17 protein-coding genes and 1 tRNA gene are annotated in these 21,596 nt (G+C 72.0%); 12 read left to right on the forward strand and 6 right to left on the reverse strand.

What is annotated here, in order from left to right; all coding sequences use genetic code 11:
* The first annotated feature begins 15 nt into the window (after positions 1-15).
* Together dxs and AC07BS_RS04175 are read left to right on the forward strand one after the other, a co-directional pair.
* Positions 16-1,983 carry a 1-deoxy-D-xylulose-5-phosphate synthase gene (dxs, locus tag AC07BS_RS04170; RefSeq protein WP_478930101.1) on the forward strand — a complete coding sequence of 656 codons (1,968 nt, stop codon included), beginning with the start codon at positions 16-18 and terminating at the stop codon, positions 1,981-1,983.
* On the forward strand, positions 1,980-3,377 hold the full coding sequence (locus tag AC07BS_RS04175) for an aspartate aminotransferase family protein (RefSeq protein WP_478640063.1): 1,398 nt from the start codon (positions 1,980-1,982) through the stop codon (positions 3,375-3,377). The genes dxs and AC07BS_RS04175 overlap by 4 nt, the downstream gene beginning before the upstream one ends.
* A 72-nt stretch (positions 3,378-3,449) precedes the next feature.
* Here AC07BS_RS04175 and AC07BS_RS04180 read toward each other — a convergent pair whose 3' ends face one another.
* Positions 3,450-4,262: a tyrosine-protein phosphatase gene (locus tag AC07BS_RS04180; protein ID WP_478640060.1), complete on the reverse strand. Its 813-nt coding sequence runs from the start codon at positions 4,260-4,262 to the stop codon at positions 3,450-3,452.
* Between the two features lie 164 nt (positions 4,263-4,426).
* Here AC07BS_RS04180 and AC07BS_RS04185 point away from each other — a divergent pair, with 164 nt between their 5' ends.
* A complete protein-coding gene (locus AC07BS_RS04185) occupies positions 4,427-5,227 on the forward strand; it encodes an SGNH/GDSL hydrolase family protein (protein WP_478640057.1) in 801 nt (266 codons plus the stop codon).
* A 61-nt stretch (positions 5,228-5,288) separates the two neighbouring features.
* Here AC07BS_RS04185 and AC07BS_RS04190 read toward each other — a convergent pair whose 3' ends face one another.
* Positions 5,289-5,783 carry an ATP-binding protein gene (locus AC07BS_RS04190; RefSeq protein WP_478930104.1) on the reverse strand — a complete coding sequence of 165 codons (495 nt, stop codon included), beginning with the start codon at positions 5,781-5,783 and terminating at the stop codon, positions 5,289-5,291.
* A 100-nt stretch (positions 5,784-5,883) separates the two neighbouring features.
* Between AC07BS_RS04190 and AC07BS_RS04195 the strand changes: the two genes are divergently transcribed.
* The 6 genes from AC07BS_RS04195 (at position 5,884) to AC07BS_RS04220 (ending at position 11,184) form a co-directional block, all read left to right on the forward strand.
* Entirely contained in the window at positions 5,884-6,750 is an 867-nt protein-coding gene (locus tag AC07BS_RS04195; RefSeq protein ID WP_478640053.1) for a helix-turn-helix domain-containing protein, read from the forward strand.
* A 3-nt stretch (positions 6,751-6,753) separates the two neighbouring features.
* Positions 6,754-7,017 (forward strand): DUF397 domain-containing protein, encoded by a 264-nt coding sequence (locus AC07BS_RS04200; RefSeq protein WP_478640051.1) that lies wholly within the window; start codon positions 6,754-6,756, stop codon positions 7,015-7,017.
* A gap of 81 nt (positions 7,018-7,098) precedes the next feature.
* Complete coding sequence (locus AC07BS_RS04205) at positions 7,099-7,947, forward strand: SAM-dependent methyltransferase (RefSeq protein WP_478930325.1); 849 nt, start codon at positions 7,099-7,101, stop codon at positions 7,945-7,947.
* 37 nt (positions 7,948-7,984) lie between these two features.
* Positions 7,985-8,629 (forward strand): alpha-ketoglutarate-dependent dioxygenase AlkB family protein, encoded by a 645-nt coding sequence (locus tag AC07BS_RS04210; RefSeq protein ID WP_478930107.1) that lies wholly within the window; start codon positions 7,985-7,987, stop codon positions 8,627-8,629.
* 261 nt (positions 8,630-8,890) lie between these two features.
* A complete protein-coding gene (locus AC07BS_RS04215; RefSeq protein ID WP_478930108.1) occupies positions 8,891-10,087 on the forward strand; it encodes an MBL fold metallo-hydrolase in 1,197 nt (398 codons plus the stop codon).
* 230 nt (positions 10,088-10,317) lie between these two features.
* Entirely contained in the window at positions 10,318-11,184 is an 867-nt protein-coding gene (locus AC07BS_RS04220; RefSeq protein WP_478640042.1) for a chitosanase, read from the forward strand.
* A gap of 80 nt (positions 11,185-11,264) precedes the next feature.
* Here AC07BS_RS04220 and AC07BS_RS04225 read toward each other — a convergent pair whose 3' ends face one another.
* Positions 11,265-14,549 carry an amidohydrolase family protein gene (locus AC07BS_RS04225; protein WP_478930110.1) on the reverse strand — a complete coding sequence of 1,095 codons (3,285 nt, stop codon included), beginning with the start codon at positions 14,547-14,549 and terminating at the stop codon, positions 11,265-11,267.
* A 270-nt stretch (positions 14,550-14,819) separates the two neighbouring features.
* Between AC07BS_RS04225 and AC07BS_RS04230 the strand changes: the two genes are divergently transcribed.
* Both AC07BS_RS04230 and AC07BS_RS04235 read left to right on the forward strand, forming a co-directional pair.
* Positions 14,820-14,893, forward strand: a tRNA-Pro gene (locus AC07BS_RS04230).
* A 544-nt stretch (positions 14,894-15,437) separates the two neighbouring features.
* On the forward strand, positions 15,438-16,793 hold the full coding sequence (locus AC07BS_RS04235) for a DNA cytosine methyltransferase (protein WP_478930112.1): 1,356 nt from the start codon (positions 15,438-15,440) through the stop codon (positions 16,791-16,793).
* On the opposite strand, the gene AC07BS_RS04240 is transcribed toward AC07BS_RS04235, so the two are convergent.
* The 3 genes from AC07BS_RS04240 to AC07BS_RS04250 are packed head-to-tail and all read right to left on the reverse strand — an operon-like array spanning position 16,718 to position 20,762.
* A complete protein-coding gene (locus AC07BS_RS04240; protein ID WP_478930114.1) occupies positions 16,718-17,620 on the reverse strand; it encodes a DUF6339 family protein in 903 nt (300 codons plus the stop codon). The genes AC07BS_RS04235 and AC07BS_RS04240 overlap by 76 nt on opposite strands.
* Positions 17,617-18,621: a hypothetical protein gene (locus tag AC07BS_RS04245; RefSeq protein ID WP_478930116.1), complete on the reverse strand. Its 1,005-nt coding sequence runs from the start codon at positions 18,619-18,621 to the stop codon at positions 17,617-17,619. Before AC07BS_RS04245 ends, AC07BS_RS04240 begins: the two co-directional genes overlap by 4 nt.
* Positions 18,618-20,762: a helix-turn-helix transcriptional regulator gene (locus tag AC07BS_RS04250; RefSeq protein ID WP_478930117.1), complete on the reverse strand. Its 2,145-nt coding sequence runs from the start codon at positions 20,760-20,762 to the stop codon at positions 18,618-18,620. Before AC07BS_RS04250 ends, AC07BS_RS04245 begins: the two co-directional genes overlap by 4 nt.
* Before the next feature lie 546 nt (positions 20,763-21,308).
* On the opposite strand from AC07BS_RS04250, the gene AC07BS_RS04255 reads away from it, so the two are divergent.
* Complete coding sequence (locus tag AC07BS_RS04255; RefSeq protein ID WP_478930119.1) at positions 21,309-21,563, forward strand: hypothetical protein; 255 nt, start codon at positions 21,309-21,311, stop codon at positions 21,561-21,563.
* The last annotated feature ends 33 nt before the right edge of the window (positions 21,564-21,596 follow it).

Here is a 21,596-nt window from a genome sequence, read left to right on the forward strand (position 1 = left end):
GAGGAGGGGGCCGGCGTGTCGTTGCTGGAGAACATCCGCGGTCCGCGCGATCTGAAGGCACTCGACGGAGAGGACCTCACCGACCTCGCCGAGGAGATCCGCCACTTCCTGGTCCACGCCGTGGCCAGGACCGGTGGCCACCTCGGACCGAACCTCGGCGTGGTGGAGCTGACCATCGCCCTGCACCGCGCCTTCGACTCGCCCGCGGACCGCATCCTCTGGGACACCGGGCACCAGTCGTACGTCCACAAGCTGCTGACCGGCCGCCAGGACTTCTCCAAGCTGCGCGGCAAGGGCGGCCTCTCGGGCTATCCCTCCCGGGCCGAGTCCGAGCACGACGTCATCGAGAACAGCCACGCCTCCACCGTCCTGGGCTGGGCCGACGGCCTGGCCAAGGCCAATGAGGTCCTCGGCCGCTGGAACCGCCACGTCGTCGCCGTCATCGGCGACGGCGCGCTCACCGGCGGCATGGCCTGGGAGGCGCTCAACAACATCGCGGCCGCCAAGGACCGCCGGCTGATCATCGTCGTCAACGACAACGAACGCTCCTACGCGCCCACCATCGGCGGCCTCGCCGACCACCTCGCCACGCTGCGCACCACCGACGGCTACGAGCGCGCCCTGTCCTGGGGCAAGGACGCCGTCCTGCGCGTCCCGCTGGTCGGCCGGCCGCTCTACGAGTCGCTGCACGGCGCGAAGAAGGGCTTCAAGGACGCCTTCGCGCCCCAGGGCATGTTCGAGGACCTGGGGCTGAAGTACCTCGGCCCCATAGACGGCCACGACATCGCGGCCGTCGAGTCCGCGGTGCGCCGGGCCAAGCGCTTCCACGGCCCGGTCCTGGTCCACTGCCGCACCGAGAAGGGCCGCGGCTACCGGCCGGCCCTGGAGGACGAGGCGGACCGCTTCCACTCCGTCGGCGTGATGAACCCGCTGACCTGCGAGCCGCTCACGCCCTCCCGGGGCACCTCGTGGACCTCGGTGTTCGGCGACGAGATGCTCCGCATCGGCGCCGAACGCCCCGACGTCGTCGCCATCACGGCCGCGATGCTGCACCCGGTGGGCCTGACGAAGTTCGCCGAGGCCTACCCCGACCGGGTCTGGGACGTCGGCATCGCCGAGCAGCACGGCGCGGTGTCGGCGGCCGGCCTGGCCACCGGCGGCCTCCACCCGGTATTCGCCGTCTACGCCACCTTCCTCAACCGCGCCTTCGACCAGGTCCTGATGGACGTGGCCCTGCACCGGTGCGGCGTCACCTTCGTCCTGGACCGGGCCGGTGTCACCGGCACCGACGGGCCGAGCCACAACGGCATGTGGGACATGTCGATCCTCCAGGTCGTGCCCGGCCTGCGGATCGCCGCCCCGCGCGACGCCGCCCAGCTGCGCGCCCAGCTGCGCGAGGCCGTCGAGGTGAAGGACGCGCCCACCGTCGTCCGCTTCCCCAAGGCCGACGTGGGCGAGGACATCCCGGCCGTCGGCCGGATCGGCGGCATGGACGTCCTGGCCCGGAACGACACCGGAGCGGACGAGGCCGGGACGGACGGCGCCGGCGCCGACGTGCTGCTCGTCGCCGTCGGGGCCATGGCACCGGTGGCGCTGGACGCCGCCGAGCTGCTGCGGGCCCGCGGCACCACCTGCACGGTCGTCGACCCGCGCTGGGTCAAGCCCGTCGACGAGGCCCTGCCCGGCCTCGCCGAGCGGCACCGCATGGTCGCGGTCGTCGAGGACAACAGCCGTACCGGCGGCGTCGGCTGGGCCGTCGCCCAGGCGCTGCGCGACGCGGGCGCCGACCTTCCCGTACGGACCTTCGGCATCCCCGAGCAGTTCCTGCCGCACGCCAAGCGGTCCGAGGTGCTCGCCGACCTCGGGCTGACGCCCGCCGAGATCGCCGGGCGGATCAGCGCGGCGCTGACCCGTACCCGTACCCGCACCCCGTCCGGGGCCGACGGGACGGCCGATGCCGTCAAGGAGGAGAGCACCGCATGACCGCCGACGACACCGAGGGCTTCGACCTGGCCCGGCTGCTGGCCGAGCGCGGCGGCGAGCGGTACGACCTCCACACCCGGCACCTCAACCACCAGCTGCCGCGCATGCTGCGCACCATCGGCTTCGACCGGGTCTACGAGCGGGCCGAGGGCGCCTACTTCTGGGACTCCGAAGGGCAGGACTACCTCGACATGCTCGCGGGCTTCGGGGTGATGGCCCTGGGCCGGCACCACCCGGTCGTCCGCAAGGCGCTCCACGACGTCCTCGACGCCTCCCTCGCCGACCTCACCCGCTTCGACTGCCCCCCGCTGCCCGGGCTGCTGGCCGAGCGGCTGCTGGCCCACGCCCCGCACCTGGACCGGGTGTTCTTCGGCAACAGCGGCACCGAGGCCGTGGAGACGGCGCTGAAGTTCGCCCGGTACGCCACCGGCAAGCCCAGGATCCTGTACTGCGAGCACGCCTTCCACGGGCTGACCACCGGCTCGCTGTCGGTCAACGGCGAGGACGGCTTCCGCGACGGCTTCGCGCCCCTGCTGCCGGACACCGCCGTCCCGCTCGGCGACCTCGACCGGCTGGAGCGGGAGCTGGCGCGCGGGGACGTGGCGGGCTTCATCGTGGAGCCCGTCCAGGGCAAGGGCGTGCACGAGGCCCCGCCCGGCTTCCTGCGCGCGGCGCGGGAGTTGCTCCACCGGTACAAGGCCCTGCTGATCGTGGACGAGGTGCAGACCGGCATCGGGCGGACGGGCGAGTTCTTCGCCTACCAGCACGAGGCGGGCGTGGAGCCGGACCTGGTCTGCGTGGCCAAGGCGCTGTCCGGCGGCTATGTCCCGGTGGGCGCCACCCTCGGCAAGGACTGGATCTTCAAGAAGGTCTACTCCTCCATGGACCGGGTCCTCGTTCACTCCGCCAGCTTCGGCTCCAACGCCCAGGCCATGGCGGCCGGACTGGCGGTGCTCGCCGTCATGGAGGACGAGGGGATCGTCGCCCGGGCGCGCGCCACCGGCGACCTGCTGCGCTCGCGCCTCGCGGCGCTGGTGGGGAAGTACGAGCTGCTGCACGAGGTGCGCGGCCGGGGGCTGATGATCGGCATCGAGTTCGGCCGGCCCAGGTCGCTGGGCCTGCGGAGCCGCTGGACGATGCTCCAGGCGGCCCGCAAGGGCCTGTTCGCCCAGATGGTCGTGGTGCCGCTGCTGCACCGGCACCGCATCCTCACCCAGGTCTCGGGCGACCACCTGGAGGTCATCAAGCTGATCCCGCCGCTGATCATCGGGGAGCCCGAGGTGGACCGCTTCGTCACGGCCTTCACCGCCGTCATGGACGACGCCCACGACGGCGGCGGCCTGCTGTGGGACTTCGGCCGGACGCTGGTGAAGCAGGCGGTGGGCAACCGCTGAGGTGAACCGGGCGGGAGCCGGGCGGGAGCCGGGGGAGGGGCCGCCCGCCGGGGCGGCCCCGTGGACCGGGGCTCAGTCGGTGAGGAACCGCCGCCGCAGCCGGTCCCGGGTGGCGGCCGTCAGCCCGAGCCCCTCGGAGAGGTAGGCCTCCGTGCCGCCCCACGTCTCGTCGATCGCCGCGAACGCCGCCGCGAGGTACGTGCTCCGCGCCTCGAACAGCGGCGACAGCAGCTCCCGGACCTCCGGCGCGGCGGCCCCGTCGGTGTCGGCGCCCTCGCCGCGCCGGACGACGTAGCGCCGGTGCGGCGCGTTGGACTCCAGGTAGTCGGCCTCGATGGCGTCCCGGCCGGTGCCGAGCGCCAGCAGGGTCACCGCGATCGACAGCCCGGCCCGGTCCTTGCCCGCCGCGCAGTGCATCAGGGCCGGCACGCTGTCGTCGGCCAGGGTGTGGAGGACCCGGCCGTGCTCCGCGGTGCGGGTGGTGATCATCGTGCGGTACGAGGCGGCCATGCGGCCCGCCGCGCGGCCGTCGCCCAGCACCGACCGCAGGGTGGCGAGGTCGCCGTCGCGGACCATCCGCCAGAACTCGCTGCCGTCGGCGGGGTCGGACAGCGGGATGTTGAGGTTGCGCACCCCGGTGAGCGCCACGTCCGGGCCCTCCAGCCGGATGTCGGCCGCGTTGCGGAAGTCGAAGATCGTGTGGAGGCCCAGGGAACCGAGGAAGGCGGCGTCGGTCTCGGTGGCGTGGGCGAGGTGGCCGCTGCGGAAGAGGACACCGGGCCGCACACGCCGTCCGTCGGCGGCCGGCAGGCCGCCCAGATCACGGAAGTTGCGCACTCCCGCGAGCTCGGGTTCGGTGGACGGGACGTGCGGCGTCTGCGTCACAAGCGCTCCTGGAAGTCCGGTGTCGATACGTCTCGACGGGTCTGGACGGGTGACGCCACATCGTATTCCGGCTGCCGTGATTTTTTCGGGTGGGATACATCACGGCACGTCAACCCCTGGTTACGGTGGCGTAGGTCACTTGTCGAGGTGAAAGATGTACTGACGTGGCAGACGATTCGAATTCCCTCAGCAAGCGCGCGATCGGCGCGGTCGGGTCGTACGCGGCGGTCGGGGACAGCTTCACCGAGGGCGTCGGGGACCCGGGTCCCGACGGCACCTTCGTCGGCTGGGCCGACCGACTCGCCGTACTCCTCTCCGACCAGCGGGCCGAGCACTCCTTCCGGTACGCCAACCTCGCCGTCCGCGGCCGTCTCCTGGACCAGATCGTCGAGGAGCAGGTCCCCAGGGCCAAGGAGCTCGGCCCCGACCTCGTCACCTTCTGCGCCGGCGGCAACGACATCCTGCGCCCCGGCAGCGACCCCGACGACGTGGCCCAGCGCTACGAGGCGGCCGTCGCCGAACTGCGGGCCTCCGTCGGCACGGTCCTGCTGTGCACCGGCTTCGACACCCGCGGCATGCCGGTCCTGCGCCACCTGCGCGGCAAGATCGCGACGTACACCGCCCACGTACGGGCCATCGCCGACCGCCACGACTGCCCCGTCCTCGACCTGTGGTCGCTGCGCTCGGTGCAGGACCGCCGGGCCTGGAGCGAGGACCGTCTCCACCTCTCCGCCGACGGCCACACCCGCGTCGCCCTGCGCGCCGCCCAGGTCCTCGGCCTCGAGGTGCCGGCCGACCCGGACCAGGAATGGCCCGAGGAGGACCACCGCTCGGCCGCCGAGGTGCGCCGGGACAACATCCACTGGGCCCGTGAGCACCTCGTGCCGTGGATCGGCCGCCGTCTGCGCGGCGAGTCCTCGGGCGACAACGTCGAGCCCAAGCGCCCCGACCTGCTGCCGCTGTGACCTCCGGGGGCCGCTGAGGCCCCGGCCGGCGGCGCCTCCCGCCGCCGGCCCGCGTGCCCCCTCAGTGCGTGTGCTGCCGGTGCGGCACGTCCGCCCAGACCACGCGGCCCCGCCCGCCCACGGCCGGGCGTACTCCCCAGGCCTGGGACAGCGCCCCGACCAGCAGCAGGCCGCGCCCGCTCTCCTCGTCCGCCGTGCTGCACCGCGCGACCGGCTCCGTGGGCGCGCACCCCTGGTCGGCGACCTCGATGCGCAGCGCCGTGGCGGCGATCCGCAGCCGGCAGCTCACCTTGTCGCTGTCCGTGTGCCGCACCGCGTTGGTGACCAGCTCAGACACCACCAATTGCGCGTCGTCGCAGGCGACTTCATCGATTCCCCATTCCCGCAGCCGCGCGAGCACTCGTTGTCGCGCCACCGCCACGGAGGTGTTGAGGGCCGGGAAGTGAAAGGCGTCCTGCAGCCGGGTCGTGAGACAGCCGCCGCGGAACGCTGTCGAAGGTGCGTCGTGGGAGGGGAGCACTCCGCAACTATGTGCGATGTCGATCGTCTGTGGCAAGGTTCAATCTGTAAATTGCAGAATCGCAAGGACAGTCTGTTGGGCCAACAGACCGCGTGGCACACTGCTGGCATATGACGGCAGTTGGAGGGGGTGGACAGTGGCGGACTCGCGGCCGGCGGGAGCCCCGACGGTCCTGAGGGTCGTGCTCGGCAAGCGGTTGCACGACCTGAGGGAGAAGGCCGGGCTCTCCTACGAGGAGGCCGGCCGCGCCCTGGACGTCACCCACGCCACCGTCCGCAGGATGGAGAAGGCCGAGGTCGGGCTGAAGATCCCGTATGTGGAGAAGCTGCTCCGCGTCTACGGGGTGCTCGACGCCGAGGAGGTCGAGGGCTTCCTCGCCCTGACCCGCGAGGCCAACCGCCCCGGCTGGTGGCACCGCTTCCGCGACGTCCTGCCCGAGTGGTTCAGCGCGTTCGTGAGCCTGGAGCAGGAGGCCAACCTCATCCGCGCCTACGAACCGCACTACATCCCCGGCCTGTTGCAGACCGAGGACTACGCCCGGGCGGTCCTCCGCGCCGGGATGCCGCACGCCCGCGAGGCCGACGTCGAGCGCGCCGTCACCGTCCGCAGGGAGCGGCAGCAGCTGCTCACCCGCCGCAAGGCGCCCCTGCTGTGGGTCGTCATGGACGAGACCGTGCTGCGCCGGCCCATCGGCGGCCCGGACGTGATGCGCGCCCAGATCGACCGGCTCATCGACGCCACCGACATGCCGAACGTCCGACTGCAGTTCATGCCGTTCGCCGCCGGGCCGCACCCGGCGATGTACGGACCCTTCCATATCTTCCGGTTCCCCATCCAGGAGCTGCCGGACATCGCGTACGCCGAGAACCTCGTCGGAGCCTCGTACTTCGACCAGCGCGACGACGTCTCGTCCTTCCTGGAAGCGCTGGACCGGATGTGCGCGCAGGCCGCGCCGGCACACACCACCAAGGCAATCCTGGGTGGCATTCGTAAGGAGATCTGAACCATGGATCTGGATCACATATACAACGGCATGCCCGCGACCGACCTCGGTACCGAGGGCTGGAGCAAGCCGTGGAGCGGCGGCAACGGGGGCAGTTGCGTCGAGGTCATGCGGCTGCGCGACGGCCGCGTGGCCCTCAGACAGTCGACCGACCCCGAGGGCCCCGCGCTGATCTACACGCGTCACGAGATGGAGACCTTCATCCGCGGCGCCAAGGCCGGTGAGGCGGACTTCCTGCTGGCGGGACCGCGCGCGACCGCCGACTAGCTCCATCCGCCCGGCCGCCGCCGCGCGGCCGGGGGGCACCCGCATGCGTACCGAAGGGAACACGGCGTGATCGAGCAGGGCATGCCCGGCATCAGCACCGGCGAGCAGGGCTTCCCGGCCGGGGAGATCGACACCAGCAGGCCGCACCCGGCCCGTATGTACGACTACTACCTCGACGGCTGGGACAACTACGAGGTCGACCGGATCGCCGCCGAGCGCGTCATCGAGGTCCACCCGCAGGTGCGCCTGTCCGCGCGCGCCAACCGCGCCTTCCTCCGGCGGGCCGTGCGGGAGGCGGTGCGCGGCGGCATCCGCCAGATCATCGACATCGGCACCGGCATCCCCACCTCGCCCAACACCCATGAGGTGGCACGGGAGATCGACCCCGCCGTCCGCGTCGCCTACGTCGACAACGACCCCATCGTCGCCACCCACGCGGGAGCGAAGCTGACGAACGCGGGCGGCGCGGGCTTCGCGCTCGCCGACGTCCGGCGGCCCGAGACCATCCTCGGCGATCCGGTCGTCCGCGAACTCATCGACTTCGGCGAGCCCGTGGCCCTGCTGCTCGTCGCCGTCCTCCACTTCGTCACGGACGACGAGGACCCGGCGGGCATCGTCGCCACCCTGGGCGACGCGCTGCCGGCGGGCAGCATGCTCGTCCTCTCCCACGCCACCGGGGAACCGTACGAGGGGTACGCCGAGGGCCGCACCGACACCGCGGCCCGGGACGGGGTGCTCGACGTCTACCGGAAGGCGACCGCCAGCCTCAACCTGCGCGGCCGGGCCGACGTCGAACCGCTCTTCGGCGACTTCCGGCTCCTGGAACCCGGCCTGGTCCGCGTACCGCTGTGGCGTCCGGACGGCCCGGTGCCCGGCCCCGAGGAGCTCAGCAACACCGTCTTCTACGGCGGCGTCGGCCGCAAGGGCTGACCGGCCGGCCCCACCGGCCACGACCTAGGCTGGGCCCATGGACGAGCTCTTCCCCCGGCCCCCGGTGGAGATCGCCCCCGGCGCGGTGCACATACCCGGCTGGCTGGACGAGGCCGCCCAGCACCGCCTGCTGCGGGCCTGCCGCGCCTGGGCCCGGCCGCCCGCGGGCCTGCGTACCGTGCGGATGCCCAGCGGAGGGCAGATGTCGGTGCGTACCGTTTGTCTGGGCTGGCACTGGTACCCCTATGGCTACGCCCGCACGGTCGTCGACGGCGACGGCGCCCCCGTCAAGCCCTTCCCGGGCTGGCTCGACGTGCTCGCCAAGGACGCCGTGCGCACCGCCTACGGGCACCCGGCCGGCCCGGAGGCGTACGACATCGCGCTCGTGAACTTCTACGACGCCACCGCGCGGATGGGCCTCCACCGCGACGGCGACGAGAAGTCGCCCGCGCCCGTCGTCTCCCTCAGCCTCGGCGACGCCTGCGTCTTCCGGCTGGGCCACACCGGCGGGCGCACCCGCCCCTGGACCGACGTCGAGCTGCGCAGCGGCGACCTCCTCGTCTTCGGCGGCCCCGCCCGCCTCGCCTACCACGGGGTGCCCCGCGTCCATCCGGACACCGCGCCGCTCGGCCTGGGTCTGAAGGGGCGGCTGAACGTGACGCTGCGCGTGAGCGGCATGTGACGTCCACCGACGCCCACTGACGTCCGCGCCCCGCGCCGCGCCGGGGAAATTCGGATGCGCCGGAGCCGGTGAGCCTGCGAAGGTGACCCCCGGTCGTGCGCACGGCCGTCCGGGCCCTTGGAGTACGGGGGTGGGCCCGGCCGGCCGTACGCGTCCCGCTCAGGAGTGACGGGGCGCGGGCCGCCTGGCGGAGGCCCCTGATCATGCTGATCCTCACGGACAGATAATGGGGTGACCTGCCGACTTACCCCTGGAGGCGCCGTGACCGGCACCCGCCCGACCCGCTCCCCCCTCGACTCGCTGCGCCCCGCCGCGTTCGGTGCGGACCCGGCCGGCGAGCGGATGGCGCGCATCAGGCGGTCGCCGCACTTCGCGAACGGCGCCTTCGTGAACCCGGAGGGCGCCCGGCGGACGCCCTCCGCCTCGATGCTGACATTCCTCCCCACGTACTTCCGCAAGGAGGAGCGGCTGCGCCGGGCCCCGGCCCACGCCGTGCCCGTGCACCCCACCACCGTCGCCGACCTCGCCGCGCCCCCGGCGTCCGGGCTGCGGCTGACGTGGATGGGCCACTCCACCGTGCTCGCCGAGATCGACGGCGCGCGGGTGCTCTTCGACCCGGTCTGGGCCGAGCGCTGCTCGCCCTTCGCCCACCTGGGCCCCCGCCGGCTCCACCCGGTGCCGGTGCCGCTGGCCGAGACGGGCCCGCTGGACGCCGTGATCATCTCCCACGACCACTACGACCACCTCGACATGCCGACGATCCGGGCGCTGGCCCGCACCGGCGCGGCCTTCGTCGTCCCGCTGGGCGTGGGCGCCCACCTGGAGCACTGGGGCGTCCCGGCGGAACGTATCACCGAGCTCGACTGGCACGAGTCGGCCGAGGTGGCCGGCCTCACCCTCACCGCCACCCCCGCCCGGCACTTCTGCGGCCGGGCGCTGCGCAACACCCAGCACACCCTGTGGGCGTCCTGGGTGGTCGCGGGGGAGCGGCACCGGATCTTCCACAGCGGCGACACCGGCTATTTCCCCGGCTTCGCGGACATCGGCGAGCGGCACGGCCCCTTCGACGCCACGATGATCCAGATCGGGGCGTACTCCGAGATGTGGCCCGACATCCACATGACGCCCGAGGAGGGCCTGCGGGCCCATGCCGACCTGCAGGGCGGCGACGCCGCGCGGGGGGCCCTGCTGCCCATCCACTGGGGCACGTTCAACCTCGCCCCGCACCCGTGGGAGGAGCCGGCCGAGGGGACGGTCGCCGCCGCCGAGCGGCTGGGCGCGCGGGCCGTCACGCCCCGGCCCGGCCAGCCGTTCGAGCCTGTCACGGGTCTGCCGTTCGACCCGTGGTGGCGGGCGATCGCGGCGGCGTCCTCCGCCACCCCGGCGGACCCCGGGCAGGGCGAGCCCCGGCCGCCGGCCGAGGGCAGCGAGGAGGCCGAGGTCATCCTCCAGGCGTAGGGCGCGCTCGGGGGCGCGTCCGACGGCGCGTCCGGGCGCGTCCGGGGGCGTCCCATGCGGCGGGCCGGTGGTGCTCCGGCCCGTTCGGCCCTGGCCGGACATTGACCTGTTCGGTGTACGTGTGTGCGATGACTCCTTGTCAGGAAGCGGACGTGCCGCTTCAATTCCCTTTGGCGGTTAGGAAAGTTTCCTAACAACCAGCCGACGCTCGGGAACGAACGGAGTCACGCATGTCCGCACGCCCCTCGAAGAAGTCCGCGCGCCTCGCCCTGGCGGCCCTCGCCGTCACCCTCCCCGCCTCCCTCGCCCTCGCCGGAACCGGCCAGGCGGCCCCCGCGGCCCCGGCCGCCCCGGCGATAGCGGCCCCGCACGCCGCCGCGGCCGCGCCCGGCCTGGACGACCCCTACAAGAAGGACATCGCCATGCGGCTGGTGTCGAGCGCGGAGAACTCCTCGCTCGACTGGCGCGCCCAGTTCCAGTACATCGAGGACATCAAGGACGGCCGCGGCTACACCGCCGGCATCATCGGCTTCTGCTCCGGCACCGGCGACATGCTGGAGCTCGTCGAGCACTACACCCAGCGCGTGCCCGGCAACCCGCTGGCGACGTTCCTCCCCGCGCTGCGCAAGGTCAACGGCACCGACTCGCACGCCGGTCTCGGCAAGCCGTTCGAGGACGCCTGGCGGCAGGCGGCGCGGGACAAGGCCTTCCAGGACGCCCAGGAGAGCGAGCGGGACCGGGTCTACTTCGACCCCGCCGTCAAGCAGGCCAAGGCCGACGGCCTGCGCGCGCTCGGCCAGTTCGCCTACTACGACGCCATCGTCATGCACGGCCCCGGCAGCGGGAAGAACAGCTTCGGCGGCATCCGCAAGGCCGCCCTGGCCAAGGCCAAGCCCCCGGCCCAGGGCGGTGACGAGAAGACCTACCTCAACGCCTTCCTCGACGCCCGCAAGAAGGCGATGCGGGGCGAGGAGGCGCACAGCGACACCAGCCGCGTCGACACCGCGCAGCGCGTCTTCCTGAACAACGGCAACTTCGACCTCCAGCCGCCGCTGAAGTGGAAGGTCTACGGCGACCCGTACGAGATCACCAAGTAGTCGCCGGTCGCCAGTCGGGGGGCTGGCGGACGGGAGCGGCGACGGCGGGGCCCGCGCACCGGGGACGCGGGCCCCCGCCCCTACGGCCGGCCCAGGTGGTCCAGCAGGTGGTCGATGTCGCAGCAGGAGTCCCGGCGTAGTTGCCGCCCCACCTCCAGCCAGTCCTCGTTCCGCGCGCCCCGGCGCGGAGCGGGCACGACGGCCCCTTCGTACGCGCCCACGAGGTCGCGCTGCTCGTACGGGACGCCGCCGCGCAGCACCGACGTCGTCCGCACCAGCGTGTCGAAGTCGCTGAACGGATCGCCGTCGATCACCGTGGCGTCGGCCAGCTTGCCCGCCTCCAGCGTGCCCAGGTCGCGGTCCGCGCCGTACGCCCGCGCGGCCAGCACGGTCGCCGTGCTCAGCGCCTGGGCCGGCGACAGCCCGTACCGGTGCAGCGCCCGCAGCCCCAGGTGCAGCGAGAGGCCGACCGGCACCAGCGGGGCGTCCGTGCCCAGGGCGACGATCCCGCCGCCGGCCAGCACCCGCCGGTAGACGTCGATCTCCCGGCTCAGCGCGGTGAGTTGGTCGTCGGTCGGCGCCGCGGCGGCGGTCTGCCGGACCACCGTCACGTCCCACGGGGGCATCATCCGGGTGACCCGGGGGTCCTCGGCCAGGGCGGGGTCGGCGCCCAGCAGCGGCGTCGAGGTGAAGATCGTGGCCACCAGACGGAAGTCGGTGCCGGTGTAGATCTCCACCAGGTCCTGGGCGGAACGACCCGTGGCCGACACGGCGTGCCCGAACTCCAGTCGCTGCGTGGCCTGGAGATGGGTCGTCAGGTCCTGGCCCAGCTGCACGCCGGGCGAGCACAGGTGGCTGCCGGCGCGCACCCCGAGGCGTTCGTGCGCGAAGCGGGCCGCCTCCTCCATCACCCAACCCGGCGCGCGCACATACGTCTTGACGAAGTCCCAGTCCAGCGCCGCGGCACGGGTCAGCGACCGGCGCAGCGCCTCGCGGCTGCCGTGCGCCCGGCCCATGCTGTAGGCCACGCGCGAACCGTCGAGCAGCTCGCCGGTCGTGAGCAGCCGCGGCCCCGCCAGGGCACCGGCGTTCACGGCCTCCCGGAGGCGGGCCTGCTCGTAGGCGAAGCCGCCGAGCGACACGGCCGTGGTGATCCCGTACGCCAGCTGCAGCGCCGTCTGCCGGCCGCCGTACGTGCTCTGCCAGGGGTGGGTGTGGGCGTCCCACAGGCCGGGCACCACGGTCTGCCCCGAGGCGTCGATCCGTCGCCGCGCCGCCCGCCGGGCCCGGTGCGGCTCCACGGCGGCGATCCGGCCCTCGCGCACGACCAGGTCGACGTCCTCGCGCACCGTCGTGCCGGTGCCGTCCCAGAGCCGGCCCGCGTGCACGACGGCGTCGGCGGGGGTGGGCCGCCGGTGGTCGAGGGCGACGGGGACCGTGCGTGCCGAGCCGCCCGGCACGTCGAGCAGCCGCAGCCGCCCCGCGGAGAGGTAGAGCAGGTGGCGCCCGTCGGCGGACCAGGAGGGGTGGTCGGCCGCCTCGTCCGTCAGCCGGCGCGGCGCGCCGTCGGGCGTCCCGTCGGCCCGCACGGGCAGCAGCCACAGCGCGGATTCGCTGATCACCGCCATCGAGCGGCCGTCGGGGGACCAGACGGGCCCGGAGTCGTAGCGGTCGGAGAGCGAGACGTGCGGGGCGATCGCGTGGAGCCGGGCGGCACCGGTGGCCGCGTCGACGACGCGGATGAGGTTGTACCCCTCCCGGAACCGCTGGTTCAGCCGGTTGCGGTCGCACAGGGCCACGAACCGGCCGTCCGGCGACCAGCTCGGCCGCCCCGGCAGCCCGCCCGCGCCGAGCGGCGCCGCCAGGATCTTCTCCGCACCGGCCGCCAGATCCCGGACCACGAGGTTCCCGGACAGGTCCAGGCAGGCGAGGCGGCCCCCGTCCGGCGACAGGGCGGGGAAGACGCGCCCGCCGTCGGCCAGCACGCTCTCCTCGCCCGAGGTCAGGTCGTGCCGGCGTACGGCCAGCAGCCCGTCGCGGTCGTCCGCGTAGAGAAGGGCCCGCCCGTCGGGAGACCAGGACGGGGCGAGCACGTACCGGGTGGGACCGCCCTTGACCACCTGGAGGGGCGCCCGGCCACCGGCCACGTCCGCGACCCACAGCGAGTTGAGCGCGGCGAACGCCACCCGGCGCGCGTCGGGGGAGAGCGCCGGCAGATGCAGCGCGCGCACCGGCCGCACACCGCCGCCCCCGAAGTCGTAGCGCTTCACGTCGTAGCGCGGCCGGTCGACGGGCAGCTTCGCGGTGAAGGGGATGGTGGTGACGTGAACGGCCGCCGCCGGCGGCGTGGGCGCGGGCGCCGCCGACGGGTGCGGCAGCGAGTCGGCGGGCGCCTCCGGGGCCGGCCGCGCCCCCTTGGCCGCCGGCCCGGGCCGCACGATGCGGAACTGCCCGCTCACGGTCAGCAACAGCTCGTCGTGCGAGACCCACCGGGGCGGCACGGGCGCCACGTCCCCGTCGACCGGCACGGCCACCCCGTCCACGACGAGGGTGGAGGAGGCGGCCGGCGCGGGCGTGACCCGCAGATACGCCAGCCGCCCGCCGGGCGACACCGCCGGGGTCATCACCTGCGCGGCGGCCGCCTCCGTGTGCTCGGCGCGCACCGGCCCCCGCCCGTCGGCCGGCACGGACACGATCGCGCGGGCCTGGAGCGCCCCCGCCACGACCCGGCCCCGTACGAACAGCAGCCGCTTGCCGTCGGGCGACCAGACCGGGTCGAAGTCCTCCCACGCCCCGTCCTGCCCGGGCCCCTGCTGGCCCGGGAGCCCCGTCACCCGTGTGAGTGCGCCGCTCCGGACGTCGATCACCCACACGCGGTACGGACTCCCCGCCACCGGGTCGCCGTCCCGCTCGGAGGCGAAGGCGATCCGGCCGCCGTCCGGCGACCATGCCGGCCCCCGGTCGTCCCAGGGACCGTCGGTCAGCTGCCGCAGCCCCGACCCGTCCGTCCGCAGGGTCCACAGATGGAAGCCACCGCCCCGGTACGCGCAGACGGCGAGCCGCCGGCCGTCGGGGGAGTGGACGGGCCGGGTCGGCTCCAGGTCCACGGGCGTGATCGCGACCGCCTCGCCGCCCTCGCGGGGGACGGACCACAGCACGTTCTGCACCTCGGCGACCAGCCGGTCCCCGGCGGGCGAGAGCGACCCGGCGCCGTTGGTGGCCCCGGTGAACGACAGCACTCCCCGCCGCCCGGCCGCCACCGCGGCATCGAGGGGCAGCGCGACCCCCGCCCCGACCACGACGGCGGTCCCGGCCGCCGTCTGCAGGAATCCGCGCCGCGAGACTCTCCGCGCGTTCGTATCCAACTGTCCTCCTGCGTCAGGGGAGTTGTGGGAGCCGCGAGGGGCTCCGGCTACGGCCGGGGCCGATGGTCGCACGCCCCACGGCCCCCGGGTCAACACCGCCCCACGGGCCGACGCGGGGCCGAGGGGCGGGAGGAGGCCGGAACCGCGAGGCCGAGGGGGTGGACCGCCGCCCGCCCCGACGACGCGAAAGGTGTGCGCGACCACCGTCCGCGGTGCGGTATTGTTCTCATGCGCGGTCGGCAAGGGCGGAAGCCCGGGCCGGACAAGCACCGGGACGTGGCGCAGTTTGGTAGCGCACTTGACTGGGGGTCAAGGGGTCGTGGGTTCAAATCCCGCCGTCCCGACTTGCATAATTGCAGGTGGGAGCCCGTTTTCGCAGTGATGCGAAGGCGGGCTTTCTTCGTATTCCTTTAAGGGCGGCCGTAAGATGGCCGCAGCTATGCCTGCGGGTCGACGCGGTGGGTGAAGCAGCTGCCAGGGTGAGGGACCGTAGCTGTCGCAGTCGGTACTCGAGCCGGATATGGCGCTCCCGGGGCGGTCGGTCCGGCAGTGCATCGTTGTTTTCTCGGCCGTGGCGAAGGCGATGCGGACGGTATCGACGCATCGCGGGCGACCCGCGGGCAGGCGGGCGTGGCCGTCGCGGTTGTGGGGAGCATGGAGAGGGGCCAGGTGCTTCCGGGTCGGGCCACGCCTGATTGCGGCATGTGAGCAATGAGTGTCCGACTGTCATCGGCTCCGCTTGCGGCACCGTTGCAGTGGCCTGCCAATGCGACCACGTCGCAGTCGATCAGTGCTGGCCCTGCGGAATCCCTCATGGTGGTGAGGCGGTGCAGGGGCCGGGGCGACTCTGTGCGTCGCACCGATCGCCGCAGGCTAAACTTTCGCCACATGACCAGCTCGGACGCAGACTCCAGCTTCCTCGAGAAGCCTTACGTTTTGGACCTCTTTGCCGGTCCGGGCGGTCTTGACGTAGCCGCACACATGCTCGGTATTCCCTCGCTCGGGATCGAGTGGGACAAGAACGCCTGTGAGACACGGTACAGGGCAGGGCTCCCGACGTGGCATGCGGATGTCAGTGCTGTGCGTCGGGAGAAGTTCGAGGAACTGCCTTCGGACCTGAATGTGCTGGCCGGTGGGCCACCGTGCCAGACCTATTCGGTGGCCGGCAACGGCGCGGGGCGAGAGGCCCTGAGCAAGGTCGAGGAGCTCGTCCATGCACTGATGGAGGGTGAGAGCGACAAGAAGTTCGACGAGCGGTTGGAGGAGTTGGGCGGCGACTCCAGAACAGCTCTCGTCCTGGAACCGCTCCGTTACGCGATCAAGGCTCTTGGCTGCCCGAGCCGGGAGGAACGACCGTTCGACGTGATCGTTCTGGAACAGGTGCCCCAGGTCAAGGGCCTCTGGGAGGTCTACCGGAATGCCTTGAGGGAAGGTCTGCCCCGCAAAGGTGGGGCGCGCGTGAAATACGAGGTCGCCGAGGTTGAGACCCTGCGCACCGAGGCGTACGGCGTCCCCCAGACGCGTCGCCGTACGATCCTGATCGCGCGCCTGGCCAAGCACGGTGTTCCTCCCCTTCCCCCGGCCACGCATTACACCTTCAACCCGCACAACCCGAAGCAGGGTGGCCCCGAGGACAAGAAGGCAGTGGCACGGGATGCCGCCGGCCAAACCGAGCTGCCCATCGGGACGACGCGGAAGGTGCCCGACCCCTGGGTCCACATGGGGAAAGTGCTCAGCAGGAAGTCTCGCTTCCAGATCAGGTCGAACTACGGCAGTGGTGGTAAGCCGGAGAACCGTGGTATCCGCACGGACCGACAGCCCTCGTTCACCGTCACCGGGAAAGTTTCTCGCAATGCGGTTCAGCACCTGAACGGCGCCCCGCACGACCCGGACCGCCTGACCATCCCCGAGGCCGGCATCCTTCAGACCTTCCCCCCCAACTACCCCTGGTCGGGAGGTGATCGGTCGCAGCAGGTGGGCAATGCCGTGCCCCCGCTGTTCGGGATGCACGTGCTTGCGGCTGCACTTGCTCTGCCGTCTCCCCAGGAAGAAGGGCTGCGGGAGAAGTGGTCCACGCTCGACCCCAAGAGCGAGGATTACGCCACACTCCGCAAGATAGGGTGCGGGGCTCCGGACGGTTGCGGTCCCGACTGCCCGAAGCCCGAGGATCAGTCCTCCCTCTCGACCGCCTCCAAGTCGCCCCGCCCCCGGACCGGCGCGCCCGCGAAGAGGTCGGTGAAGTAGTCCACCAGCGTGCTCACGGAGAGTTCCGGCGCCGGTTCCTCGTCGGGACCGGTCGGGAGGTTCTGCCGTGAAACCTGGCGGGCGGTCTCGGCCTCGTCGATCCAGTCGAGCAGCGGACGGGACTCACGCTCGGCGTCGGGAGCGATCACGTCGTACATCAGCGTCGCGGCGGAGGCATTGACGGCTCCGGCCAGGGCGTTCACTTCACGACCACTGGTGACCACGCCCTTCTCGACCAGTCGGACGATCGCCTGTGCGGTGGGCCGGTGGTTGATCACGGACATGCGCAGGGCGGTGTTGAGAATGTCCTGGTTGCCGCATGCGGTGACGACGGGCTCGTAGTCCGGGCCGTCACGGAAGAGCTCGGCGGCCCACCAGAGGCGCGCGAAGGCTTGCTTGTGGTACTGGCCCCGGAATCGCTCGGCGGCCACCTTGGCGACCTTGCCGTTCTTCGATTCCGGCAGGTGCCGCCAGACCACGTAGTCCGGGGCGACCCCGAGGGCGAGGTAGTTCCAGATGCCGGCGTCGGCCGCTTCGCGGCGGGTGAGACGGAGAGCCGCATGCAGGCGGGGAGCAAGCCAGGCGTCGGCCTGGGTGGCCTTGAGCCCGTTGCTCGAGCAGTAGGCCATGGCATCCTCGGCCAGCTCCCGGACGGGGCGGAGATCACCACGCCGGTCGGTGTGCGGCAGCGGCTCGGTGACCTGGTTGAGTTTGATGCTCGGCACGTCCTCGCGGCCGGTGAGCAGTCCTTCGGTGAGGAATTCTGCCACCTCGGCGTTCGGGAGCAGGGCGAGGTGCTCCGGGAGGTGGCTGGGCCGCTCGGTCATGCGTCGTTCCCCTGTGTGAGGCGTTCCAGGTCGCGGATGGTGGCAGAGAGCGTCCGGGGGACGCCTGCGCGCCGGGAGGCGGCGAAGTGGATGCGCGGCTGGAGCTCTCCCCAGCCGGCGGCGGAGGCTCTGGTGCGGGCCGCATGGATTTCGCGCAGGGCGCTCTCCGGCTCGCGGTCCGGGTACACGTCGGGGAGCATCTCCCGGAGCACCTCGCCCTGCCAGCCGTGCGGGAACAGCGGGGTGCCGTCCTCCTCGATCTCCAGGTCGCCGACGGCAGAGTGGAAGACGGCGGTCCATACCTCCGAGCACATCTGGGCGAGGAGAAGTTCCCGGACAGCCTTCTCCGCTCCGTTGCCGCCCTCCGAGCCGATCAGGTCGCCGAGTCCGTCGAAGTCGGTGTTGACGCGTACGGCAGGGATCCGTCCGGTGGTGTCGACCAGCCAGGGGGAGTCCTTGAAGCGCTGGAGCCGGTTCGTTCCCGATGTGAAGCCGGTCATCTTGACGCCGAGTTCGCGGGCGAGCGAGGGCGCGGCCTCGATGACGTCGACGAACCACTCCACGTCGGAGGTGGCGATCACCCGGCCCGGGACGCCGTCCACCGTGGCGACGACATGGACGGCGAGCGAGGCGCGGTCGAGGAGGTCGCAGCGGTGGATGTACAGCTCGCCGGTTCGTTCGCGGCCGTCGTCGGAGATCGGGGACAATTCCACGGCCGTGCGGGAGTTGGTGGCGCGCTCGGTGAGCACGGCGACGACCTTGACGTCCTGCCAAGGCTCTGCCGGGGCCACCGCCTTGGCCGGGAGGCCGGCGGAGAGGCGGAGTCGGGCCTGAGCCCAGTCGGGGCGGTCCTCGTCGGGGCCGAGGGCCACGACGCGCTCGACGGAGGAGACGTACTTGGTCTCCACGTCCTCCCAGGGCTCGCCCTCGGCCTTGAGCTGGGCGCTCTCGACGCGCCAGGACACGTTGCCGGTGAGCCGTCGGTAGGGGTAGACCTTCACGCCTGCTCCCCCTTTCCGATGCGGAGTTCGACCACGAGACCGGAGAGTTGAGCCCGGACCGGATGGCGGGACACGTCGGTGATGCCCCGGAAGACGACCTTGCGGTTGCCCGGGGTCAGATGCAGGGCCCCGTCGACGACCGCGCAGCCGCTGATGGCGACGAGTTCCTTCCACGGCGCGGCGGGACGGGGTCCCGAGCGTACGTCGAACTTGGCGATCGGCGTGACCGGACGGTCCGTGTCGACACCCGCCGACACCCGCAGGTCGACGGTGACCGACCAGGCTCCGGTCGCGTCGATCAGCGCATCCACGTTGTCCAGCTCGGGCACTGCCGCGGCCCTGGTGGGGCGCGGCTTCTTCGCGCTCCCGCCCACCTTGAGCCGGCCGGCGATCTTGGCTTCTCCGCCGCTGCGGCGTTTGCCCCGGGGTACGGCGACCAGGTCGCGCACCGAATTGTTGGCAGCGGTGGTCAGGGCGGCGATGCGTCGGTGGGCGGAGGGCGAGTAGGTGAGGCGGAGTTCCTCGGTCTGGCCCCACTTGTTGTGCTCGGGCGGTTCCGAGGCACGGAGGAACTCCTCGGCGGCCTCGGCGCCGGGGGCGTCCTGCCCCGCCGCTCTGCCGGCAAGGAGGATGGCCTGGAAAGGGTTGGTGCCTATCGGGACATTGGTGACGGTGCTGTCCTTGACGGTCATGCGGTTGCCCCGCATGGAGACCAACCGGTTGGGGCGGCCATCGGCGTCCTCGGCGTGAGTGACCAGCAGTATCGCCTCGTGAGGCACGCCGCCGCGCACCTGACCGCCGTGCAGAGGCACGCTCAACTGCACGACGGCGCGGGCGACCTGACCTGGCGCGGTGAGACGGTCGACAGCGTTGCCCTCCAGGAAGGTGCGCAGGGCTCGGGTGCGGGAGGGCTGGGTGACGGCCGGATCCACGCGCTCGTCGGCGATGAGCCTCTCGCCGTTGCGATAGGCGCAGACGTATGCCTCCAGGTGTGGCTGATGATCGCCGCCGCCGGTCATCGCAGCCCAGAAGTTACGGCCGAGGGCGTCGACGAGTCGAGCGTGCATGCGGTGGACGGAGTCGTCGTCCTCGGTGCCCTCCTCCTCGCCGAGGGTGCCGCTGACGGGCGCCAGGCTGGCGACGTCGTGGGCACCGACGATGAGGAAGGAGGTGCCAGGGGCAGTATTCTCGCGGGCGAGGTAGAGCTTCTCGACTGTCTCCTTGTCGGCCCACCACGAGCGGGCCACGTCGGTGGACCCGGCGTCGGGGTCAGGACGTCCGAACCAGGCCGGGCCCGCGAATTGCCTGCCGCCGACCTCTCGCCAGGGAAGGTCGAGCCGACCGATCAGGCGGCGCTCGGTGCGACCCTCGTGGGGTTCGGAGAGGGTGGAGTTGATCAGTACGAGGCCGAGTCGGCTGGTGGCCCAGAGCGTGGCCTTCCCGAGGCCGTAGGAGCCGCCTGCGCCGGGGTCCTTCTTGTGGCTGTCGAGCTGTCGGCGTACGACGGCGGCGAAGAGCCCGTCGTCGTAGTCCCCGCCGGTCAGGCCCGTGGTGTGGTAGTCGTCCACGCGGAGCAACAGCAGGCGGTCGCGCTGGTACATGTCGCGCAGTCCGGCCGCGATCGTGCGAGAGACTTTGCTCTGCTTGCCGCTGTCGGCTGTGAGCGCCTCGTAGTGCGGGAGCAGCCGATCCCATTCGATGGCCTCGCGGAAGCCGGCGAGGGCCTCGCCGGTGAGTTCGTGCAGGGTGTAACGGACCCGGATGGGCCTGGTGGAGTCAAGTCGTGCGTCGAGACTGTTCTGGGTGGCCTCGCGGGCGAGCACCGAGACGTCGGCCTCGAACGCGAATGCTGCGGCGTTGCCGTATTCCCGGCCGCCGTCGACATGGGCCGGTCGGTGGTACCAGGAGACAGGCAGTCCCGCCTGGGTATCGACGCTGCGGGTGTGGATGGTCTCCAGATCGGTCTTGAGCACCTCGGCGATGCGTCGGATGGTTTCGTCCCGGGGGACCGAGCGGCCCACGATCCAGGCCGAGACGGCGGCTCGGGTCAGGCCCAGCTCCTCCGCCAGATCGGTCTGGCTCTTCCCGGCGTACCTGAGCTGGCGTGCCAGCCAGGGGCCGAAGTCCTCAGCAGCCTTCACTTCCCACCTGCCTCCACTCGGTCCACTGGTGAGAGCCACGGTACCCGACTGCTGTTGACATGGTGATCACTTGTCAAAAGTTCTTTGACAAGACGGGCTCCTGTCTTGGATTGGTCGTCCGGCGATTCGAAAAGGAACCCTAGGATTCCGTCCCATTTGCCCCAGAATCCATTCAGAAGTTCCTGCGTGTTGGCGGTGATGCGGGTTCCGTGAACCGCTTGCGTGCGGGTGCATGATCGTGCTTGAGTTTGACTGCGGAAGCTGCAGGCGCATCATGAGCAACTCCCATTTCCTTGGGGATAGTTGCATCTTCTTTTCTGCTTGCGGTGCGCCGCGACGGATCAGGGGGCAAGGGGCAGCGGTCCCGCTGCGCGACTCGGGAATCTGCAATCTGTATCACCGCACCGCCTTGCACATCGGAGGAAGCCCCTTCTTCGCCTGCGCGTCGAATCTTCCCCGGAGCTCCATGGGCCCGGTTTCCTCCCCGCACCACCTCGCACCATTCCCTCGTGAACGTTCCACGAAAGTGAAAGCGCAGGTACCTCGGTGTCCTCGAAGAAGTCCCCGCTCGACCGCATGCGCACCGTCGTCGCGCTGTACGACCGGCTTGCCGACGACCCTCAGGCGCAGGAGGTCTTCCTTCGTCTCATGGGCGGCATAGACCACGGCATGGTCGCTTCCTACCGGGACGTCATCGTCGGCACCGACGACGCCCAGAAGCAGTCCCGTCGCCAGGCCCGGCCCACGATCGGCCGTCAGTGCGTCGCCACGGTCACGTTCACCGTGCAGGTCCCCTGTTGACAGCACCGACCGCAGCCTCGTCCAACCCGTCCC

The organism is Streptomyces sp. NPDC044063 (assembly GCF_056434285.1).